The organism is Streptomyces sp. Q2 (assembly GCF_056820935.1).
On record NZ_JBXEJE010000042.1, the window covers coordinates 51,623 to 71,857 of the forward strand.

General features: G+C 70.7%; 18 protein-coding genes. 10 read left to right on the forward strand and 8 right to left on the reverse strand.

From position 1 onward, the window contains the following. Positions 1–37 precede the first annotated feature (37 nt). Genes ACWBNA_RS37080 through ACWBNA_RS37100 form a run of 5 tightly spaced genes read left to right on the forward strand, consistent with a single transcriptional unit; the run spans position 38 to position 4,504 of the window. Positions 38–1,021 carry a carbohydrate kinase family protein gene (locus ACWBNA_RS37080; protein ID WP_482708978.1) on the forward strand — a complete coding sequence of 328 codons (984 nt, stop codon included), beginning with the start codon at positions 38–40 and terminating at the stop codon, positions 1,019–1,021. Between the two features lie 44 nt (positions 1,022–1,065). Beyond that, the gene (locus tag ACWBNA_RS37085) at positions 1,066–1,653 is read left to right on the forward strand and encodes a methyltransferase family protein (protein ID WP_482708937.1); all 588 of its coding nucleotides are present in this window, start codon (positions 1,066–1,068) and stop codon (positions 1,651–1,653) included. Between the two features lie 3 nt (positions 1,654–1,656). After that, on the forward strand, positions 1,657–2,481 hold the full coding sequence (locus ACWBNA_RS37090) for a cyclase family protein (protein ID WP_482708938.1): 825 nt from the start codon (positions 1,657–1,659) through the stop codon (positions 2,479–2,481). A gap of 13 nt (positions 2,482–2,494) precedes the next feature. Then, on the forward strand, positions 2,495–3,859 hold the full coding sequence (locus ACWBNA_RS37095) for an acyltransferase domain-containing protein (protein ID WP_482708939.1): 1,365 nt from the start codon (positions 2,495–2,497) through the stop codon (positions 3,857–3,859). A 51-nt stretch (positions 3,860–3,910) separates the two neighbouring features. After that, complete coding sequence (locus tag ACWBNA_RS37100) at positions 3,911–4,504, forward strand: TetR/AcrR family transcriptional regulator (protein ID WP_482708940.1); 594 nt, start codon at positions 3,911–3,913, stop codon at positions 4,502–4,504. 52 nt (positions 4,505–4,556) lie between these two features. Here the strand turns inward: ACWBNA_RS37100 and ACWBNA_RS37105 are convergent, their stop codons facing one another. The 3 genes from ACWBNA_RS37105 to ACWBNA_RS37115 all read right to left on the reverse strand — a co-directional run bounded on the left by ACWBNA_RS37105 (position 4,557) and on the right by ACWBNA_RS37115 (position 8,109). After that, on the reverse strand, positions 4,557–5,756 hold the full coding sequence (locus ACWBNA_RS37105; protein WP_482708941.1) for an FAD-dependent oxidoreductase: 1,200 nt from the start codon (positions 5,754–5,756) through the stop codon (positions 4,557–4,559). 45 nt (positions 5,757–5,801) lie between these two features. Then, positions 5,802–7,349 carry an MFS transporter gene (locus ACWBNA_RS37110; RefSeq protein WP_482708942.1) on the reverse strand — a complete coding sequence of 516 codons (1,548 nt, stop codon included), beginning with the start codon at positions 7,347–7,349 and terminating at the stop codon, positions 5,802–5,804. A 100-nt stretch (positions 7,350–7,449) separates the two neighbouring features. After that, a complete protein-coding gene (locus ACWBNA_RS37115) occupies positions 7,450–8,109 on the reverse strand; it encodes a response regulator (RefSeq protein WP_482708943.1) in 660 nt (219 codons plus the stop codon). 505 nt (positions 8,110–8,614) lie between these two features. Between ACWBNA_RS37115 and ACWBNA_RS37120 the strand changes: the two genes are divergently transcribed. Next, positions 8,615–9,091: a hypothetical protein gene (locus tag ACWBNA_RS37120; protein ID WP_482708944.1), complete on the forward strand. Its 477-nt coding sequence runs from the start codon at positions 8,615–8,617 to the stop codon at positions 9,089–9,091. A gap of 24 nt (positions 9,092–9,115) precedes the next feature. Here ACWBNA_RS37120 and ACWBNA_RS37125 read toward each other — a convergent pair whose 3' ends face one another. Next, positions 9,116–9,454 (reverse strand): P-II family nitrogen regulator, encoded by a 339-nt coding sequence (locus ACWBNA_RS37125; RefSeq protein WP_482708945.1) that lies wholly within the window; start codon positions 9,452–9,454, stop codon positions 9,116–9,118. Continuing rightward, positions 9,451–10,758: an ammonium transporter gene (locus ACWBNA_RS37130; RefSeq protein WP_482708946.1), complete on the reverse strand. Its 1,308-nt coding sequence runs from the start codon at positions 10,756–10,758 to the stop codon at positions 9,451–9,453. Before ACWBNA_RS37130 ends, ACWBNA_RS37125 begins: the two co-directional genes overlap by 4 nt. 248 nt (positions 10,759–11,006) lie before the next feature. Here ACWBNA_RS37130 and era point away from each other — a divergent pair, with 248 nt between their 5' ends. Beyond that, positions 11,007–11,975 carry a GTPase Era gene (era, locus tag ACWBNA_RS37135; RefSeq protein WP_482708947.1) on the forward strand — a complete coding sequence of 323 codons (969 nt, stop codon included), beginning with the start codon at positions 11,007–11,009 and terminating at the stop codon, positions 11,973–11,975. 274 nt (positions 11,976–12,249) lie between these two features. Here era and ACWBNA_RS37140 read toward each other — a convergent pair whose 3' ends face one another. The 3 genes from ACWBNA_RS37140 to ACWBNA_RS37150 are packed head-to-tail and all read right to left on the reverse strand — an operon-like array spanning position 12,250 to position 14,992. Next, a complete protein-coding gene (locus ACWBNA_RS37140) occupies positions 12,250–13,587 on the reverse strand; it encodes a GH1 family beta-glucosidase (RefSeq protein ID WP_482708948.1) in 1,338 nt (445 codons plus the stop codon). 46 nt (positions 13,588–13,633) lie between these two features. Beyond that, positions 13,634–13,900: a protealysin inhibitor emfourin gene (locus ACWBNA_RS37145; protein WP_482708949.1), complete on the reverse strand. Its 267-nt coding sequence runs from the start codon at positions 13,898–13,900 to the stop codon at positions 13,634–13,636. A 21-nt stretch (positions 13,901–13,921) separates the two neighbouring features. Then, on the reverse strand, positions 13,922–14,992 hold the full coding sequence (locus tag ACWBNA_RS37150; RefSeq protein ID WP_482708950.1) for a M4 family metallopeptidase: 1,071 nt from the start codon (positions 14,990–14,992) through the stop codon (positions 13,922–13,924). Positions 14,993–15,315: 323 nt separating this feature from the next. Here ACWBNA_RS37150 and leuA point away from each other — a divergent pair, with 323 nt between their 5' ends. The 3 genes from leuA to ACWBNA_RS37165 all read left to right on the forward strand — a co-directional run bounded on the left by leuA (position 15,316) and on the right by ACWBNA_RS37165 (position 20,187). Further along, positions 15,316–17,037 (forward strand): 2-isopropylmalate synthase, encoded by a 1,722-nt coding sequence (leuA, locus tag ACWBNA_RS37155; RefSeq protein WP_482708951.1) that lies wholly within the window; start codon positions 15,316–15,318, stop codon positions 17,035–17,037. A gap of 228 nt (positions 17,038–17,265) precedes the next feature. Continuing rightward, positions 17,266–17,961, forward strand: a complete 696-nt coding sequence (locus ACWBNA_RS37160) for a TerB family tellurite resistance protein (RefSeq protein ID WP_482708952.1) — start codon at positions 17,266–17,268, stop codon at positions 17,959–17,961. A 138-nt stretch (positions 17,962–18,099) separates the two neighbouring features. Then, positions 18,100–20,187, forward strand: a complete 2,088-nt coding sequence (locus ACWBNA_RS37165; RefSeq protein WP_482708953.1) for an MMPL family transporter — start codon at positions 18,100–18,102, stop codon at positions 20,185–20,187. The last annotated feature ends 48 nt before the right edge of the window (positions 20,188–20,235 follow it).

Below are 20,235 nucleotides of genomic sequence, written 5' to 3' on the forward strand. Positions count from 1 at the left end.
GTCCTCGGTACGTGTCGCCGTCACCGGGTCCATCGCGATGGACCACCTCATGTCCTTCCCGGGCCGTTTCGCCGAGCAACTCGTCGCCGACCAACTGCACAGCGTCTCCCTGTCGTTCCTCTCCGACCGGCTGGAGATACGGCGTGGTGGCGTCGCCGCCAACATCGCGTACGGTCTCGGGCGGCTCGGGCTGTCCCCGGTGCTGGTCGGCGCGGCCGGGGCCGACTTCCCGGACTACCAGGTGTGGCTCAAGCAGCACGGCGTGGACACCGACTCCGTGCTGGTGGTGCCCGGCGAGCACACGGCACGGTTCGTGTGCACGACCGACGCGGACCACAACCAGATCGCCACGTTCCACGCGGGTGCGATGCGGGCGGCGTACACCATCGCCCTACGGGACGTGCGCGAACGCCTCGGGCGGCTCGACCTGGTGGTGGTGTCGCCGAACGACCCCGCGGCGATGCTGCGGCACACCGAGGAGTGCCGCAGCGCCGGACTGCCCTTCGTCGCCGACCCCTCCCAGCAGATCGCCCGGATGGACCGGGCGGACGTCCGCTTTCTGCTGGGGGAGGCCCGCTGGCTGTTCACCAACGAGTACGAGGCCGCACTGCTCCAGGAGTGCACCGGCTGGGGCGCCGCGAGCGTCCTGGACCGGGTCGGCACCTGGGTGACCACGCTCGGCGCCGACGGCGTACGTCTCCAGCGCGCCGGCCACGAACCGGTCGTCGTGCCCGCGGTGCCGGGTGTCCCGGTGACCGATCCGACGGGGGCGGGCGACGCGCTGCGGGCGGGCATGCTCGCTGCGGTCTCCCTCGGCGTACCGGTCGAGGCCGCGGCCCGACTGGGCTGTGTGCTCGCGTCCTTCGCCCTGGAGTCGATCGGCACCCAGACGTATGCGCCGGGCGCGCGGGCGGTGGCGGGCCGGGTGCGGGAGGTCTACGGGGAGCGGGTGATGGCGGCGTTGGCCGACGTGCCGAAGCTGGCCGCCGTGTGCACACCCGCGGCGCGGAGACTTCTGTGAACCGGGGACGCCGAGGAGTGAACCGGCACACGGGTGAGGAACCTGTGAGCGGCGTACACAGCGACGAACCCGTGAACCGCCGTCGCCGTATACGCACCGGTCCCCTCCTGATTCCGGTGACCGTCGCCGGGATCGTGCCCGCGGTGCTGGGGCTGTGGCTGCCCGGTCCGCGACTGCCTCTGTCCGGTTGGCTGTCGCTGCCTGCCGGGGCCGGCCTCGTCCTGCTCGGCGCCTGGATGACCGCGGACGCCGTGGACCGCGTCTACCTGCGTCAGCCCACCCCCCTCGGCGACCGGCCGCCCGAACGCCTCGTGCGCTCCGGCTGGTACGCGGTGATCCGGAACCCCATGGCCGCCGGAATGACCCTCGTCCTGACCGGCGAGACCCTGCTGTGGTCCGCGCCGGGCATCGCCCTGTGGGCCGCCTTCGTCCTGGCCGTCTCCTGGACGACCGCCCGCCGGGTCGAGGAGCCGGGACTGTCCGAGACCTTCGGCGCCGAGTACACCGCCTACCGGCGTGCCGTGCCCGCGTGGATACCCGGCACCACGGCGGGCACCGGGCGCCGGGCCGTCCGGCGGCGACCGCTGCCGGACGCACGCGAGGAGCCGCAGTCCGGAACCACCAAGGAGTAGCTCGTGTTCGTCGATCTGAGCATCCCCGTCAGCCGAGACGCCCCCGGTGTCGAGTTCGAGCAGTGGCTCCACCGCGACGGTGTCCGCCACCTCTCCCGGAGGATCAGGGCGTTGCCCGGGGACAGCCGCCGGGACCGGCTCGTCAATCACCTGCGCTGGCTCACCGGCAGCCGCCGCCTGCGCGAACAGGACCTGCCCGACGGCTGCTTCATGTCGAACGAGTTCTACCGGATGTCCGTCCACCAGGGCACCCACGTCGACGCGCCCTTCCATTACGGCCCGGAGTGCGAGGGGCAGCCGGCGAAGAAGGTCATGGACCTGCCCCTGGAGTGGTTCCACGGCCCCGGCGTCGTCCTCGACGTGCGCGACTGCGGTGGCCGGGTGACGGCGACCGACGTCAAGGAGGCGTTGCGCGCGGCCCATCCGCGGGTCGGCCCGGGCTGGGTGGTGCTGTTCCGCACCGACTCCGATCTGCGGCTCGGCACCCCGGCGTACTACACGGAGTCCACGGCGATCACCCCTGAGGCCGTCGACCTCCTCCTGGACCTCGGCGTGAAGGTGCTCGGCACGGACTGCTGGAGCTTCGACGGGCCGGCCCGCCGGATGGTCGAGAACTTCTTCGCCACGGGCGACTCCGGGGCCCTGTGGCCCACGCATCTGCACGGGCGGGAACGGGAGTTCATCCAGATCGAAGGGCTGGCCCGGCTGCGGACCCTTCCCGACGGCCCGTTCACGTTCATGGCGTTCCCGATCGCCCTCGCCGACGCGGGAGCGGCCTGGTGCCGGGCGGTCGCCCGCACGGGGTCCGACGACCCCGCCCCCAGGTGAAGGGCCTCCCACCATGACGCACGACCCCTACGACGACCCCTTCGACGACTCCCGCGGGGACGCACACGTCGACTCCTACGGCGCCCGCTACGACCCCCACGCCCCGTACGCCCCCCGCACCACCCACCTGCTCATCCTCGCCGCCTCCGCCCCGGACGCCCTGACCACCACCGCCCGCGACACCGCCGCCCGCCTCGCCCGGCTCGGCGGAGTCTCCCCCGCCGAACTGTGCGCCGAGGCCGCCGCGGGGCCGCATTCCGGCCACCGGCTCGGTGTGGTGGGCCGTACGGCGGGTGAGATGGCCGACCGGATCGGCGTCCACCTGGCGGGCGAGCCGGTCCGGGAGGTCTTCGTCGGGCACGCCGACCCGGCCCGTCGGCCGCCGGTCGCCTTCCTGTTCAGCGGCCAGGGAGCGCAGTACGCCGGCATGGCCCAGGGACTCCACCGCACGGAACCGGTGTTCAGGGCGGCCTTCGACCGCTGTGCGGAGGCGGCCCGCCCCTTCGTCGGCGTGCCTCTCCAGGAGCTGCTCGACCCCGGCGCCGGGCCACCCGTGGTGCACCGGCTCGCCCACGCGGCCCTCGGCACGTTCTGCGTCAACATCGCGCTGGGCGAGTTGTGGCGCAGTTGGGGCGTCGAACCCGCGGCCGTGCTCGGCTTCAGCTCGGGCGAGTACGCCGCCGCCTGCTGGGCGGGGATCTTCTCCCCGGAGGACGCGGTGCGGCTGCTCGGCACGCAGGTCACGCTGGCTGAGCGGGTCACCGACGGCGCGATGGCGGTGGTGGCGCTGGGGGAGAAGGCCGCCCTCGAACTCCTCGCGGACACCGAGCCGTCGGTGGGCCTCGCGGCGGTCATCTCCCCGGACGAGGTGTCCCTGTCCGGCCGGGCCACGGCACTGGCCCGGATCGTCGACCGGCTCACGGCCTCCGGCGTCCGGACCAGCAGCCTGCCGGTCTCAGCCGGTCTCCACTCACCGCTCCAGCAACCGGCCTCGGACGAACTGCGAGCCGTGGCCGCCACGATCCGCACGCATCCGCCTCGCATCCCCTTCGTCTCCACGGTCACCGGCACGCGGGTCACCGGTCCGCTCGCCCCGGACCACTGGTGCCGGCACCTGCGCGGCCCGGTGCGGTTCCTGGACGCGGTCCGCGTCCTCGACGAACTCGGCGTACGCGCCCATGTGGAGGTCGGCCCCGGCCGGGCGCTGACCGGGCTCGGCGCACGCTGTCTGCCGGGAGGCGAGCGGCTGTGGCTGGCCTCGCTCGGCCGGAGCACCGACGGCACCGCCCCCATGCTCATGGCGCTGGGGCGACTGCACGCGGCGGGAGTGCCGGTGAGCTGGACCCGTGTCCACTTCGGGCCCGGCTCCGCCGTATAACCGTCCCTGTGCCGCCCTGAACCGCCCCCGGTCGTCCCTATACTGGGCGCAATGGTTGAAGAAGATATCGCCCGGTCCACTCCGGGCCGCCCCCGCAGTGCGGAAGTATCCAGAGGAATCAATCTGGCCGCTCTCGCCCTGCTGCGGGAACGCGGCCCGCAGGGCGTGACGGTGGAGGCGGTGGCCCAGTATTCGGGTTCCGCGAAGACGACCATCTACCGCCGGTACAAGAACCGCTATGAACTTCTTCGGTCCTCGCTCGCCTTTGTGGAGGACATCCCGGAACCGTCCCCCGGCCTTCCGGTGCGTGAACGGCTTGTCTATTTGCTCAAGCAATTCAGGCATGGTCTGGAAGAGGTCGTCGGCCTCCGGGCCCTGGTCGCCCTGTTGCACGGCGACGAGGACCCGGAATTCACCCAGGTCTTCCGCGAGACCATCCTGGGGCCGCGCCTTCAGGTCATCTTCCGGACCCTGCAGGCCGGGGTGGAGGACGGCGAGCTGAGGGCCGACGTCGACTACGAGACGGTCGTCAGCATGCTGGCCGGTTCGTTCATCGCCCGGTTCGCCGTACGGGGCGCGCCGCCGCCCGCCGACTGGGCGGACTCGGTGGTCGACACGATCTGGCCGGCGATCCGGTCCACCTGAGAGCGACGACGGAGCGACGACAGAGGGAGGACGGGCAAGGACGGATCACGACTCAGGAGATGTGCTCCGGCCGCAGCCCCACCCCGATGAACTGTGCCGTCCACCGGTTCAGGAAGGGGAAGCGTCGTACCAGCCGGGCCGCGAACGGCCGCTCCACCACCGACCGCCGGTCCTTCGGATACAGGTCCGCCAGCATGTGCACCTGCGCCAACTGCACCGCACGCACCGGGAGTTCACGCCGCCGTTGCACGCGGCGCAACTCCTGCGGTGTCGGCGTGCGCCCCGTGCGCAGCACCGGTCCGAGCATCCGTGCGGCGGCCACCGCGTCCTGCACGGCGAGGTTGATGCCGACCCCGCCGGCCGGCGACATGGCGTGCGCCGCGTCCCCGATGCACAGCAGGCCGGGCCGGTGCCAGGTGCGCAGCCGGTCGACGCGGACGCCCAGCAGCTTCACCTCGTCCCAGTCGCGGATCTCCTCCTCGACCCGCGCGGCGAAGGGCGGATGCACGCTGGAGACGTCGGTCCGGAGGCGGTCCAGGCCCTCCGCGCGTACGGCGTCGTACTGGCCCTGCGGGATGACGTACGCGACCTGCCAGTAGGCGCCGCGGTCGATGGTGATCAGCACGAAGCCCCTTCCGGTGTGCAGGAAGGTCATGGTCTCGCCGGGTTCGCGGCTGAGCCGGAACCACAGCACGTCCATGGGGGCCGCGCTGGCGGACACGGTGAGCCCGGCGGCCTTGCGCATCGTCGAGTGGCGGCCGTCGGCGGCGATCACCAGGTCGGCGCGGATCTCCAGCGGCCCCTCCGGGGTGTCCGCGCGGACCCCGCGCACTCGGTCGCCCTCCCGGATCACGGTGGTCGCCTCGGCCTTCTGGACCAGGCGGAAGCCGGGCAGCTCACCGGCCTTGCGGGCCAGGAAGTCGAGGACGTCCCACTGCGGCATGAAGGCGATGTACGGATAGCGGCTTCGGATCTTGGAGAAGTCGGCGAACGTGGTGGGGCCGGCGGCGGTGCTCACGGTGATGTCGGTGACCTTGGTGTGCGGGATCCGGAGGAACTCGTCCAGCAGCCCGAGTTCGTCGATGATCTGGAGGGTCGAGGGGTGGACGGTGTCACCGCGGAAGTCCCGCAGGAAGTCGCCGTGTTTCTCGACGACGGTCACCTCCACGCCCTGCCGGGCGAGCAGCAGTCCGGCCATCATCCCGGCGGGGCCGCCGCCGACGACACAGCACTGGGCGGTCTCGGTCTTCATGGAACGCTCCTGGTGTGGGTGCGGGCCGACGCGGGCCGGCACCGGTCAGTGTCCGGCCGCGATCGGCAGGGGTTCGCCGTCGGGCCCGGTGGTGGAAAGGTCGCGGCTGCGAATGAGCGGGATCACGGCGAGCGCGCCCACGAAGGCCACCACCGCCGCCACCGTCAGGATCGAGTTCAGCCCGTCGACGAACGCGGAGTGCGCGGCGTCGGTGAAGATCCCCCGTTGTTCCGGCGGGAGTTGTGCGAGTGCGGGACCCATCTGGCCGGAGGAGACGGCGTGGCCCAGTTCGCCCGCCCGTTCCTGGAGCGGGGTGCCCGCGAGCGCCTCGTGCACCGCGTCGCGCACCCGGTCGGCGAAGACCGCGCCGAGGGAGGCGATGCCGACGGCGATCCCCAGGGACCGGCAGGTGTTGCTCAGCCCGGAGGCGACCCCGACCCGGGCCGGTTCCACCGCGCCCATCGCGGCGGCCACCACGTTCGGGTTGACCAGGCCGACGCCGAGGCCGGTGACCAACTGCCCGGCGAGCAGGGCGGTCCAGTCGTCGGAGGTGCTGAGCCCGCCCATGAGCAGCAGGCCGGCGCCGATGCAGGCGAGTCCCGCGGACACCAGCCAGCGGGCCGGCAGCACCGTGCCCACCCGGGCCGCGATCGCCGAGGCCGCGAAGATGGAGAGGGTCAGCGGCAGCAGCCGTAATCCGGCCGCCAGCGGTTCGTGTCCGAGGACCGTCTGCAGATACAGCGTCAGATACAGCAGCAGCGCGAACGCCGTGGAACTCATGGCCAGTACGCCGACGGCGGCACCCGTGGTGGTGAGTTTCCCGAACAGGGCGCCCGGCAGCATGGGATCGCGCCGGGCCCGCTCGACCAGGACGAACGCGGTCAGCGATACGGCGGACAGGGCGAAGCCGCTCACCACCTGGGTGCTGCTCCAGCCCTCCTCGTTGGCGCGCAGCAGGGCGAACGACAGCGCGCCCAGCGCGGTGCCGAAGGTGAGGAAGCCGGGCCAGTCGATCCCCCCGGCGCTCTCGGCCCGGGACTCGTCGACCCGCAGCGCGGTGGCGATCAGGGCGAGGATTCCCACGGGCAGGTTGACCAGGAAGATCCACCGCCAGCCGGCCGCCTCGACGAGGACGCCGCCCGCGAGGGGCCCGACGGCGAGCGCGGCACCGCTGACGGCACCCCAGACGGCGAGGGCCACATGCCGGTCGCGGTGGTCGGGGTAGGCCGCGGCGAGCAGCGCCAGCGAGGTCGCCAGCAGGGCGGCGCCGCCCACCCCTTGCAGCACCCTGGCCGCGATGAGGGTGAGCGGGTCCTGGGCGACTCCGCACAGCATCGAGGCGAGTGTGAAGATCGCCATGCCCCAGGAGAAGACGGCCCGCCGGCCGAACCGGTCGGCGAGGGAGCCCGCGGTGAGCAGGGCGGCGGACAGCGCGACGGCGTACGCCGCCACCACCCATTGCAGGTCCGTGAGTGTGGCGTCCAGGGCCTCCTCGATGTCGGGCAGCGCGATGTTCACGATCGTGACGTCGAGCAGCAGCATGAAGCTGCCCACCGACACCACGGTCAGCGTCCACCACCGGTTGGGCGCCATGCCCCCTCCTCCGGGATCGGTCAAAAACGCAACCATTAAAATACGCTACGAGAAGCGTATCGTATTTGGGCAGGAGGAGGCAGGGCGCGCGATTTGCGGGTCAGGGCTCGGTGACCGGTTGCGGGTCCAGTGAGCGCTTGGCGTACAGCGCGGTCTGCACCCGGTTCTGGGTGCCGAGCTTGGCGTAGATACGGCTGAGGTAGTTGCGGACCGTCTTCGGGCTGATGCCCAGACGCTTGGCGATGCGGTGGGTCGCCTGCTCGTCGGCCACGAGGAACAGGATCTGCCGCTCGCGCTCGGTGAGCTGGGACAGCGGCGAACCGCCGTCCGCCGGGCGTCCCGAGAGGAGCTCCAGGACCTGCCCCGCCGTGACGGTGGACAGGGAGGCGCCCTCGCGGTGCACGGTGAGCAGGGTGTCGCGCAGCTCGTCCGCGCCGATGTTCCGGGAGAGGTAGGCGCTGGCGCCGGCTGCGAACGCCTCGCGCATGTAGACCGGTTGCTGATTGGTGGCGAGGACGACGATCCGTACGTGCTGGAAGTCCCGGCGGATCGCCCGGGCAACCTGTGCCCCGTCGGATCCGGCGGGGCACAGGCCCATGACGACGACGTGCGGCCGCTCCCGGCGTACCTCCCGCAGTGCCGACATCCCGTCGCGGGCGACGGAGACCACGGAGAACTCGGAGAAGCCCTCCAGTAACTTCCGGAACCCCTCGGCGACCAGCCGTTCGTTGTCCACGAGCAGGATTCGTATCGATGACATGCGATCCCTTCGTTCGCGTCAAACATTCGCGTGCGTGAAGAGAGTGCGCGGGTGCAGCGGTGGTGCCCCCGTTGATGGCCCGACTTCCTTCGCCGGTGAATTAGTGGGCCGCTGGCAGTCGATGCTACACGTACTCGCTGATTCGTTTCGGTCAGAATGGAGTGGATCATTCTGGCCGTAACGGCAGTCGATTATGAGTTGCTCCGCAGGTGGGCCGAGGGAGCGGAGTGCTTTCCTGTCGACCTGCACGTTCATGTTGTGGGACCGAAATCCGGACTTTATTGTTCCGGTCGTTCGGCGTTCGGCATGCCGTCAATTTACCGGTGCGTCGAAAATGCTTAACGTGCCCAGTTTGTAGCAGGGGCCCATGACCGGCCGAATATCGCTCTTGTGACCGTCCCACCTCATGCGCATCAATGGGACCAACAGTTCTGACGGACCGTCAGTAATTCTCCCGTCCATCCCCACATGGCACTTCCCCACTCGGGAAGGGAGTCGGAGACCCATGAGAGGCAAGCGAGCAGGAACAGGTGTGGCAGTCGCGGTAGGAGCCCTCGCGCTCACCGGACTCGCCCTCGCACCCACGGCCGTGGCCGTCACCCCGGACACCGCCACCATCAGCGCCGACTGCGGAACCTTCGGCAGCGGTGAGGCCACCCTGACGGCGACGCAGGACGGCACCGCCGCCACCGTCACCGTCACCTCCGTCGCGATCACCGCGCCGATCGCCCTTGCGCAGGACTCGATCAGCTCCACCCTCACCCTGGTGAACGCGGCAGGCGGCACCACCGCCTTCACCGGCACGAAGAACGCGGCCATGGCGGCCGGCGACCCCGTCAACGTCGGCCCGCTCGCCGGCACCGTGGCCTCCGGCGACACCCTGGAGGCCTTCGGCGGTTCGCTGCAGATGACGGTCTTCGGCATCACCATCACCTGCACGGCGACCGGCCCGCAGTCGCCCGGCCCGTTCGTGTTCGACTGAGCCGCGCGAACGCGGCCCCCGTGGCTACAGCGCGTCGGGGCCGCGTTCGCCCGTCCGTACCCGTACGACCGTCTCCACCGGCAGCGCCCACACCTTGCCGTCGCCGATCTTCCCCGTCTGAGCGGCCTTGACGATCGCGTCGATCACGGCGTCCGAGTCCGCTTCGTCGACGACGACCTCGATCCGCACCTTGGGGACCAGGTCGATCTGGTACTCGGCGCCGCGGTACACCTCGGTGTGGCCGCGCTGACGGCCGTAGCCGCTGGCCTCGGTCACGGTCAGACCGTGTACGCCGATCTCCTGGAGGGCGTTCTTGACCTCGTCGAGGCGGTACGGCTTGATGATCGCGGTGATGAGCTTCATGCCTGAGGCTTGACCTTCTGCGCGGAGGGGACGGACGCGGTGACCGGGGCGCCGTGGCCCAGGACGCCGTGATCGTATGCGCTCTCGGCGTGCACCGTAAGGTCCAGACCGGTCTGCTCCTGCTCCTCGCTCGCGCGCAGGCCCATCGCCTTGTCGATCAGTGTGGCGATGCCGTACGTCATGAGGAAGGCGTACGCCCCTACGGTGACCACGGCCACCAGCTGCTTGCCGAGCTGGGCGAGGCCGCCACCGTAGAGGAGCCCCTCGGCCCCGCCGGTCATCGACTCGACCGCGAAGACGCCGATCAAGAGGGTGCCGATGACTCCGCCGACCAGGTGGACGCCGACGACGTCCAGGGAGTCGTCGTAGTTCAGCTTGGACTTCCAGCTCACGGCGTACGAGCAGACCGTGCCGGCGGCGATGCCGACGACCAGGGCGCCCAGCAGGGAGACCGAACCGCAGGACGGCGTGATCGCGACCAGGCCCGCGACCGCGCCGGAGGCCGCTCCCAGCGTGGTCGGGTGGCCGTCGCGCTTCTGCTCCACGAAGAGCCAGCCGAGCAGACCGGTGCAGCCGGCGGTGAGCGTGTTGAGGAACGCGGCGGCGGCGAGGCCGCCTGCACCGAGCGCCGAGCCGGCGTTGAAGCCGAACCAGCCGAACCAGAGCAGTCCGGCGCCCATCATGACCATGGGCAGGTTGTGCGGACGCATGGCGTCCTTCTTGAAGCCCAGGCGCGGACCGAGGACCAGGCACAGGGCGAGACCGGAGGCGCCGGAGGTGATCTCGACGGGCAGGCCGCCCGCGAAGTCGAGGGCCCCGAGGCGGTCCAGGATCCAGCCGCCCGGGCCCCACACCCAGTGGGTGACGGGAACGTATACGAGCAGCGCCCACACGGGCACGAAGACGAGCCAGGCCCCGAACTTCGCCCGGTCGGCGATCGCGCCGCTGATCAGGGCGGCGGTGATGATCGCGAAGGTGAGCTGGAACGTGGCGAAGAGGAGGGTGGGGACGGTCCCCTGGACGCTGTCCGGGCCGAGGCCGGACATCCCGACGTGATCGAGCCCGCCGATGAGCCCGCCGCCGATGTCGTCACCGAAGGCGAGGGAGTACCCGGCGGCCAGCCACACCACCGTGACCAGGGCGATCGACACGAAGCTCATCATCAGCATGTTGAGGACGCTCTTCGTGCGGACCATGCCGCCGTAGAACAGGGCCAGGCCCGGGGTCATCAGCAGGACGAGGGCGGTGGCGGCGAGCAGCCAGGCGGTGTCGCCGGTGTCGACGCTTGCGGCGGCGAGGGTCACGGTCGTCTCCAACGGTGTGGGGGCTCGTCAGAGGGTCACCGGCGTGCGTTTCTGAACGTCTACGGCTGTGTTTCCGCGACGTTTCGTTGCGAGGGGGTTTCCGAAAGCTCACGGGGAGGTGGTGTGGGGGTGGCCGCGCGGCCGACCGCGCCGACCGTCGTACGCAAGGTCGTACGCAAGGTCGTACGGAGGGTTGTGCGGACGGTTGTGCGGGCTGTTGTACGGAGGGGCTCCGTGGATCAGGGAGAATGGGGCGCATGAGCGTTCGCAGCCAGTCATCCGAGCCGTCGGAATCGTCGGAGACCGCCCACCGGGCGGGCTTCGCCTGTTTCGTGGGCCGCCCCAACGCGGGCAAGTCCACCCTCACGAATGCTCTGGTCGGCACGAAGGTGGCCATCACCGCGAACCAGCCGCAGACGACGCGGCACACGGTTCGGGGAATCGTGCACCGGCCCGACGCTCAGCTGATCCTGGTGGACACCCCCGGGCTGCACAAGCCGCGCACACTGCTGGGCGAGCGCCTCAACGACATCGTCCGTACGACGTGGGCCGAGGTCGACGTGATCGGCTTCTGTCTGCCCGCGAACGAGAAGCTCGGCCCCGGTGACCGCTTCATCGCGAAGGAACTGGCGTCCATCAAGAAGACGCCGAAGATCGCGATCGTCACGAAGACGGACCTCGTCGACTCCAAGACGCTAGCCGAGCAGCTCATCGCGATCGACCAGCTCGGCAAGGAGTTGGGGTTCGAGTGGGCGGAGATCGTGCCGGTGTCGGCGGTCGCCGACACGCAGGTGAGCCTGCTGGCCGACCTGCTCGTCCCGCTGCTGCCTCAGGGCCCGGCCCTCTACCCCGAGGGTGACCTCACCGACGAGCCCGAGCAGGTCATGATCGCGGAGCTGATCCGGGAGGCCGCGCTGGAGGGTGTGCGCGATGAGCTGCCGCACTCCATCGCGGTCGTGGTGGAGGAGATGCTTCCTCGCGAGGACCGGCCGGCCGACAAGCCGCTGCTCGACATCCACGCGTTCGTCTACATCGAGCGTCCCAGCCAGAAGGGCATCATCATCGGCCCCAAGGGCAAGCGGCTGAAGGACGTCGGCATCAAGTCGCGCAAGCAGATCGAGGCGCTGCTCGGTACGCCGGTGTTCCTGGACCTTCATGTGAAGGTCGCGAAGGACTGGCAGCGGGACCCCCGCCAGCTGCGCAAGCTCGGCTTCTGACGGAGGCCGCTCCACGCAACGCCCTGGGGGCTCCGCCCCCTGGGCCCCTGGTGCCTGTGCTCACCCTGCCACCCGGCTGAGGCGACGTCCCGGTGCCCGTCCCGGGGGCTCCGCCCCCAGACCCCCGGGCCTATGCCCGCCCACCACCCGACTCGGTGGGTCGAAACGCACCCACAACGCGACCTGCCACCGCAAGGCCCACCTCTCGACCAACCGAGACGGGTGGCTGGGTGGGCACAGGCCGGCGGTCTGGGGGCGGAGCCCCCAGTGGGGGTCAGTTGTGGGGCCTCAGCAAATTCTGGAACCAGGTGTACGACGCCTTCGGGGTTCTTGTCAGGGTTTCGTAGTCCACGTGGACCAGGCCGAAGCGCCGTGCGTAGCCCTCCGCCCACTCGAAGTTGTCGAGGAGGGACCAGACGAAGTAGCCGCGGACGTCCACGCCCGCTTGTGCCGCTCGGTGGAGGGCGTGGATGTGGGCGTCCAGGTAGCTGATGCGGGCCTGGTCGTCGATGCCCTCGTAGGAGCAGCCGTTCTCGGTGATGACGATCGGGGGGAGGCGGTCGGCGTAGCGGGTGTGGAAGGTGGTGAGGAGGTCCGTCAGGGCCTCGGGGACCACCGGCCAGCCGAAGTCCGTCGTCGGGACGCCCTCGATCTCACGGACCGAGAAGGGGAGTTCGGCCGGGATCGTCAGGCCGCCGAACTCGATGTCCTCGCCCTGCGGGGCGCCCACGCGGGTCGGGGCGTAGTAGTTGACGCCGTACCAGTCCAGCGGCTCCCCGATGATCTTCAGGTCCGCCGCCACGTCCCCCGGCATCAACTCGCCCAGGCCCTCCGGGTATGCGCCCAGCAGGACCGGGTCCGCGAACAGGCGGTTGAGGAGGAGGTCGTAGAAGCCGGCCGCCTCCACGTCCGCGGGCTCCTCGGACGCCGGCCACGTCGGGCCGTGGGAGTTGGCGATGCCGATGTCCGTGGCGCCGGACGCGCGCAGGGCCCGTACGGCGAGGCCGTGGCCGAGGAGCTGGTGGTGGGCGGCCGGAAGCGCGTCGAACATGAGCTGCCTGCCCGGTGCGTGCGCACCCAGGGCGTGTCCGAACAGTGTGTGTTCGGCGGGCTCGTTGATCGTGACCCACTTCTTGACGCGGTCGCCGAGACGGTCGGCGACGACCGACACGTACTCCGCGAAGTGCGACGCCGTGTCCCGCTCCAGCCAGCCGCCCGCCTCCTGGAGGGCCAGCGGCAGGTCCCAGTGGAAGAGCGTCGGGACCGGCCGTACGCCCGCCGCGCACAGCTCGTCGACCAGGCGGTCGTAGAAGTCCAGGCCGCCCTCGGCACGCACCCGCGGCCAGGAGATGGAGAAACGGTACGCGTCCACGCCCAGGCCGGTTAGCAGGGCCACGTCCTCGCGGTAGCGGTGGTAGTGGTCGCAGGCCACCGCCGCCGTGGAGCCGTCCTTCACCCGTCCCGGCTCGGCCGCGAAGGCGTCCCAGACGGACGGTTCGCGCAGGTCGGCCGCGCCCTCGATCTGGTGGGCCGAGGTCGACACGCCCCACAGGAAGCCGTCGGGGAACGCCGGGAACTCAGGTATCGGGTTCGTCGCCATGCGCCGGATCATCCGTACTGGCGGGTACGGGTGTCAACGGACAGACGGGAACAACGAGTTACGCACCTTCCTTGAGGACCTTCGAGATCAGCGTGCGCTGCTCCTCGGTCAGCCGGGGATCGGACGCGTACACCGTCTTTCCCTCCACGGTGATCTGGTAGCTGAAGCCGTCCGGCACCCCGATGGGCGGTGTGCCCCGGCCGGCGGCGAGTGCCTTCTCGGCCAGGGCGTGCCATTCGTGGGCATCGGCCCGGCCCGAGGTGTCCACCTCGGCGTACCGCTCGATGCCCGCGAACCCGCCCGTGCGCCTCACCTGAATACGCATGGGTCCCTGTCTAGTACCAAGTCACAGAATGCGCACCCCGACCTGCTCCCAGGCCTTCTCCACGGCCTGGAGTTCCTCGCCGCCGTCGCCGAAGCGCTCGCGCGCGGCCTTGACGGTCAGCTTGGCGAAGTCGCCGAAGAAGGCGCGCTCGGTCAGCTCGCCGCCGGACAGGGCGTCGTACCAGATCTGGCCCGCCTTCTCCCAGGCGTGGCCGCCGAGGGCGGTGGCGGCCAGGTAGAAGGCGTGGTTGGGGATGCCGGAGTTGATGTGGACGCCGCCGTTGTCGCGGCCGGTGCGGACGTAGTCGTCCATGGTCGCGGGCTGCGGGTCCTTGCCGAGGACGTCGTCGTCGTAGGCGGTGCCCGGTTCCTTCATGGAGCGCAGGGCCTTTCCGGTGACGCTGGGGGCGAGCAGGCCCGCGCCGATCAGCCAGTCGGCCTCGGCGGCGGTCTGGCCGAGCGTGTACTGCTTGATGAGCGAGCCGAAGACGTCGGACATCGACTCGTTCAGGGCGCCCGGCTGGCCGAAGTAGGTGAGGTTCGCGGTGTACTGCGTGACGCCGTGGGCCAGCTCGTGGCCGATGACGTCGATCGGGATGGTGAAGTCGAGGAAGATCTCGCCGTCGCCGTCGCCGAACACCATCTGCTCGCCGTTCCAGAAGGCGTTGCCGTAGTTCTCGTCGTAGTGGACGGTGGCGTCCAGGGGCAGGCCGTCGCCGTCGATCGAGTGGCGGCCGTAGGCCTTGAGGAAGAGGTCGAAGGTGGCGCCGAGGCCGGAGTAGGCGCGGTTGACCGTGGCGTCCTGGCCGGGCTCCTCGCCCTCCCCGCGCACCTTGGTGCCGGGGAGGACGGTCTTGTGGCCGGCGTCGTAGAGGGTGCGCAGCGGCTGGTCGGACGGTGCCTTCGAGGCCGGAGCGGCGGCCAGGCCGTACTCGGTGGTCACCCGGCGGCGGCCGCGTTCCCGGGCGTCGCGCATCAGGGTGCGCCGGGCGGGGCCGGACAGGGCGGGGTCCTCGTTGCGGGCGAGCTTGTCGAGGACGTGGGGTGGGACGATCGTGCAGAAGACGGGCTCGAAGCCCCCGTGGGTCGTCATGCCCGGCACCCTTGCACTGAGTCATGCCGCTGTCACTAGAGGCAACCATGATTGGTGAAATGTAGGGATAAGGAGGCTCACTCTCCGTAGCGAAGTGGTATAGCGCACTTTTTGTCCCATTGGTTCCCGGGGTCCCGCATACTGATACAGGCCCACGTGACCGGCGTGGCTCGGCTAGGCTGCGGAGCATCATGCGATTCGGGCTGCTTCTCCTTAGCTGCCGCGGCGAGGGCCTGTAACCGAGGCCGACCCCCTCCCCGCGGAGTTTTGGCGTTGCGCCGTCGGCCGTCCTTCCGGACCCGCCCTCGAGGAGCCCCCGCATCATGGCGAACCGCCAGCAGCCCAGTTCCATGCCGATCCACAAGTACGGCCAGTACGAGCAGGTCGACATCCCGGACCGCACCTGGCCGGACAACCGGATCACCGCCGCCCCCCGCTGGCTCTCCACGGACCTGCGCGACGGCAACCAGGCCCTGATCGACCCGATGTCGCCCGAGCGCAAGCGCCGGATGTTCGACCAGCTGGTCAAGATGGGCTACAAGGAGATCGAGGTCGGCTTCCCGGCTTCCGGCCAGACCGACTTCGACTTCGTGCGCTCCATCGTCGAGGAGCCCGGCGCCATCCCCGACGACGTCACCATCTCCGTACTGACCCAGGCCCGCGAGGACCTGATCGAGCGGACCGTGGAGTCGCTGAAGGGCGCCAAGCGCGCCACCGTGCACCTGTACAACGCGACCGCGCCGGTCTTCCGTCGGGTGGTCTTCCGCGGCTCCAAGGACGACATCAAGCAGATCGCCGTCGACGGCACCCGCCTGGTGATGGAGTACGCCGAGAAACTGCTGGGCCCGGAGACGGAGTTCGGCTACCAGTACAGCCCGGAGATCTTCACCGACACCGAGCTGGACTTCGCGCTGGAGGTCTGTGAGGCGGTGATGGACGTCTACCAGCCCGGTCCGGGCCGCGAGATCATCCTCAACCTGCCCGCCACGGTGGAGCGTTCGACCCCGTCGACGCACGCGGACCGCTTCGAGTGGATGAGCCGCAACATCTCCCGCCGCGAGCACGTCGTCATCTCCGTCCATCCGCACAACGACCGCGGAACCGCCGTCGCCGCCGCCGAACTGGCGCTGATGGCCGGCGCCGACCGCGTCGAGGGCTGCCTGTTCGGACAGGGCGAGCGCACCGGCAACGTCGACCTGGTCACCCTGGGCATGAACCTCTTCTCCCAGGGCGTCGACCCGCAGATCGACTTCTCCGACATCGACGAGATCCGTCGTACGTGGGAGTACTGCAACCAGATGGAGGTCCACCCGCGCCACCCGTACGTGGGCGACCTGGTCTACACGTCCTTCTCCGGCTCCCACCAGGACGCCATCAAGAAGGGCTTCGACGCGATGGAGGCCGACGCGGCCGCCAAGGGCGTCACCGTCGACGACATCGAGTGGGCCGTGCCGTACCTGCCGATCGACCCGAAGGACGTCGGCCGCTCCTACGAGGCGGTCATCCGGGTCAACTCGCAGTCCGGCAAGGGCGGGATCGCGTACGTCCTGAAGAACGACCACAAGCTGGACCTGCCGCGCCGGATGCAGATCGAGTTCTCCAAGCTCATCCAGGCCAAGACGGACGCCGAGGGCGGCGAGGTCACCGGCAGCGCCATCTGGGCGACCTTCCAGGACGAGTACCTGCCCAACCCCGAGAACCCGTGGGGCCGGATTCAGGTCAAGAACGGCCAGTCGACGACCGACACCGACGGCGTGGACACGCTGCGCGTCGAGGCGACGGTCGATGGCGTCGACACGGTCCTGACCGGTACCGGCAACGGCCCGATCTCGGCCTTCTTCGACGCCCTGCAGTCCGTCGGCATCGACGCCCGGCTGCTCGACTACCAGGAGCACACGATGAGCGAGGGCGCGTCCGCGCAGGCCGCCTCCTACATCGAGTGCGCGATCGACGACAAGGTCCTGTGGGGCATCGGCATCGACGCGAACACCACCCGCGCCTCGCTGAAGGCGGTCGTGTCGGCCGTCAACCGGTCGACTCGCTGACCAGTCTCACCGGCGGTTTGGGGCCCCGTTCGCCATTTGTCCGGCGGGTGGGGTCCCGTCTTGTCCCGTCGTATACCGGCCAATTGATGTGCAGGTCACGGGAAGGTCTCGTCCCGGGTGATGACGCCGGGTCGCCGATGTGGCTAACATCACGCAAGCGCGGCGATGATGCCGTTGGGGGCACCTCCCGCGCCCTTATGGCTGTGGGGGAGTTACGGAGGTGCTGACGTGCTGCCAGGACGGGGACGAAACGGCCGTGCTGCCAGGCCTGTGCGCCTCCTGGGCACACGTACCGCGTGGACGCCCGTCGGGGACGGGGAGTTCTTCTGCCCCGGCTGCGGAGGCGACCGCAACTTCCAGCGGCTGACCGGGCACCGCCGCTTCACCCTTCTCGGCGTGCCCGTGCTGCCGCGCGGCGAGGCCGGACCCGTCGTGGAGTGCGCGGCCTGCCGCCGCCACTTCGGCACCGACGTCCTCGACCACCCCACGACCACCCGCTTCTCCGCGATGCTCCGCGACGCCGTCCACACGGTCGCCCTCGCGGTGCTGTCCGCGGGCGGCACCTGCTCCCGTACGTCTCTGGAGGCCGCCGCGGCCATCGTGCGCGCGGCCGGCTTCGACGACTGCACGGAGGAGCAGCTGGACGCCCTGGTCGAGGCGCTGGCCCTGGACACCGGCCGGCTCTACGGCCGCCCGTGCGGGACCGGGCTGGCCATAGAGCTGCACGAGGCGCTGGACCCGCTGGCCCCGCACCTCGCCCCCGCCGGCCGCGAATCGATCCTGCTGCAGGGCGCCCGGATCGCCCTCGCCGACGGCCCGTACACGCCGTCCGAGCGCGACGCGCTGACCACGGTGGGCGCCGCCCTGACCATCTGCGCGGACGACGTGACCCGGCTGCTGGTGTCGGCGCGGACGCCGTCCTGATACTCCCCGGGGAGTAGTCCCGCCCGCCCGTCACCCCGGGCAGTACCCCGCAACTCGCCCTTTGGCCCGACGAATCGCCCCCCGCCCGCCGGGAGTCTGGAAACGACCCAGACACCCCGACCGGAGGGAGGCCCGTCCATGGGGGCCGCAAGGACACGTACACGGCGACGGCGCGCAGTGCCCTGGGCGGTGCTCGGCCTGTGGCTGGCCGCGCTCGTGCTCGTCGGACCGCTCGCCGGGAAGTTCGGCGACGTACAGCAGAACCGGGCGGTCGACTACCTGCCCGACAGCGCGGACTCCACCCAGGTGGCGAGGATCCAGGACACGTTGCCGGGCGGCGAGTCGACCGACCTGGTGCTCGTGTACCACCGGGACGGCGGGCTCACCTCCGCCGACCGGAGGACGGCGGCGGACCAGGTCGCCGAGGTCGGCGGCGCCTACGACCTCTCCGGCAAGCCCCAGGGCATCCCGTCCGAGGACGGCTCCACCCTCATGTACCCGGTCTCCAGCACCCAGCCCGGCCAGGACGAGGAGGCCCGGAACGCCTTCGTGGACGGCGTACGGGACATCGCCGAAGGCACGGGCGGGCTGAGTGTCGAGGTCGGCGGGCCGGGCGCGCTCAACACCGACATGGGCAAGGTGTTCGAGACGATCGACGGCACCCTGCTGCTGGCCACCCTCGGCGTGGTCACCGTGCTGCTGATCCTCATCTACCGCAGCCCGTTCCTGTGGCTGGTCCCGCTCGCCGTCGCGGGCGTCGCCGCCGCCATGGCGATGGCCGCCGGATACGGCCTGCACGAACTGTTCGACGTCACCATCACCGGCCAGAGCGGCGGCGTGATGACCATCCTCGTGCTCGGCGCCGGCACCGACTACGCACTCCTGCTGATCTCCCGCTACCGCGAGGAGCTACGCCGCCACGAGCGCCCGTACGACGCCATGCGCACCGCCCTGCGCGGCTGCGGACCCGCGATCCTCGCCTCCTCCGGGACCGTCGCGGCCGGGCTGCTGTGCCTGCTCGCGGCCGACCTGAACAGCAGCAGCGGCATGGGGCCGGTCGGCATGGTCGGCGTGCTCGCCGCGCTGGTCGCCATGACTACCCTGCTGCCCGCGGTCCTCGTACTGCTCGGCCGCCGGATCTTCTGGCCGCTGATCCCGGCCTTCGGCAGCACCCCCAAGACCCGCCGCTCCCTGTTCGCTGCGATGGGCACCTCGGCCACCCGCAGGCCGGCCGCCGTCCTCGCGGGCGGTGCCGTCCTTCTCGGAACGCTCGCCCTCGGCGCCCTCAACCTGCCGGGGAGCCTCAAGCAGGAGGACTCCTTCACCGAGAAACCCGAGTCGATCGCCGCGATGCAGACTCTGGCCCGCGAGTATCCCGAGCGCAGCAGCCGGCCGGTCACCGTCATCGCCCCCACCGACAAGGCAGCAGCCGTCCTTGACCAGGCCCGTACGACCGACGGGGTCGCCGACGTGACCGCCGGACGCAGCGGCGAGGGCTGGAGCGAGATCTCCGTCTTCACCACCGCAGCCCCCGAGTCGGCGGCCGAGACCAAGACCATCGAGGCCCTGCGCGACGCCCTCGACGGCTCCTACGGCGCCTACGTCGGCGGGCCCAGCGCCCAGCAGATCGACCTGGCCGACAGCGAGTCCCGGGACCGCACGGTGATCGTGCCGCTGGTCCTCGCCGCCGTGTTCGTGATCCTCGTGTTCCTGCTGCGCAGCCTCGTCGCGCCGCTGATGCTGCTGGCCGCGGTGGTCGCCGTGTGGGGCGCCGCGCTCGGCATCGGAGGACTGGTCTTCGGACCGGTGCTCGGCTTCGAGGGCACCGACCCCGGGCTCGGACTGCTGTCCTTCGTCTTCCTGGTCGCGCTGGGCGTCGACTACGGCATCTTCCTGATGCACCGGATGCGGGAGGAGTCCCTCGCGGGCGCCGAACCGCAGACCGCCGCGCTCACCGCCCTGCGCACCACCGGCGCAGTCATCGCCTCCGCGGGCGTCGTGCTCGCCGCGACGTTCGCCGTGCTCACCACGCTGCCCCTGGTGGGGCTCGTCGAACTCGGCTTCGTCATCGCGGTCGGCGTCCTTCTCGACACGTTCCTCGTCCGCACCTACCTGGTGACCACCGCCAGCGTGCTGCTGGGCCGGAAGGTGTGGTGGCCCGGGACGCTGTCGCGGACCCCGGAGCCGCAGCCGGAGCCGCTGGAACACCAGCCGGAGCCGGTGTGAGCCGCTCACCCACCGTCGGGGCGTCCCTCCTCTCCCGGAGGGGCGTCC

What these genes read in the sequence shown, in the direction of transcription:
- ACWBNA_RS37080 (WP_482708978.1), top strand. Translation starts at nt 38, where the DNA reads ATGGACCACCTCATGTCCTTCCCGGGCCGTTTCGCCGAGCAACTCGTC.
- ACWBNA_RS37095 (WP_482708939.1), top strand. Translation starts at nt 2,495, where the DNA reads ATGACGCACGACCCCTACGACGACCCCTTCGACGACTCCCGCGGGGAC.
- ACWBNA_RS37100 (WP_482708940.1), top strand. Translation starts at nt 3,911, where the DNA reads ATGGTTGAAGAAGATATCGCCCGGTCCACTCCGGGCCGCCCCCGCAGT.
- ACWBNA_RS37105 (WP_482708941.1), bottom strand. Translation starts at nt 5,756, where the DNA reads ATGAAGACCGAGACCGCCCAGTGCTGTGTCGTCGGCGGCGGCCCCGCC.
- ACWBNA_RS37110 (WP_482708942.1), bottom strand. Translation starts at nt 7,349, where the DNA reads ATGGCGCCCAACCGGTGGTGGACGCTGACCGTGGTGTCGGTGGGCAGC.
- ACWBNA_RS37115 (WP_482708943.1), bottom strand. Translation starts at nt 8,109, where the DNA reads ATGTCATCGATACGAATCCTGCTCGTGGACAACGAACGGCTGGTCGCC.
- ACWBNA_RS37120 (WP_482708944.1), top strand. Translation starts at nt 8,615, where the DNA reads ATGAGAGGCAAGCGAGCAGGAACAGGTGTGGCAGTCGCGGTAGGAGCC.
- ACWBNA_RS37125 (WP_482708945.1), bottom strand. Translation starts at nt 9,454, where the DNA reads ATGAAGCTCATCACCGCGATCATCAAGCCGTACCGCCTCGACGAGGTC.
- era (WP_482708947.1), top strand. Translation starts at nt 11,007, where the DNA reads ATGGGGCGCATGAGCGTTCGCAGCCAGTCATCCGAGCCGTCGGAATCG.
- ACWBNA_RS37140 (WP_482708948.1), bottom strand. Translation starts at nt 13,587, where the DNA reads ATGATCCGGCGCATGGCGACGAACCCGATACCTGAGTTCCCGGCGTTC.
- ACWBNA_RS37145 (WP_482708949.1), bottom strand. Translation starts at nt 13,900, where the DNA reads ATGCGTATTCAGGTGAGGCGCACGGGCGGGTTCGCGGGCATCGAGCGG.
- ACWBNA_RS37150 (WP_482708950.1), bottom strand. Translation starts at nt 14,992, where the DNA reads ATGACGACCCACGGGGGCTTCGAGCCCGTCTTCTGCACGATCGTCCCA.
- leuA (WP_482708951.1), top strand. Translation starts at nt 15,316, where the DNA reads ATGGCGAACCGCCAGCAGCCCAGTTCCATGCCGATCCACAAGTACGGC.
- ACWBNA_RS37165 (WP_482708953.1), top strand. Translation starts at nt 18,100, where the DNA reads ATGGGGGCCGCAAGGACACGTACACGGCGACGGCGCGCAGTGCCCTGG.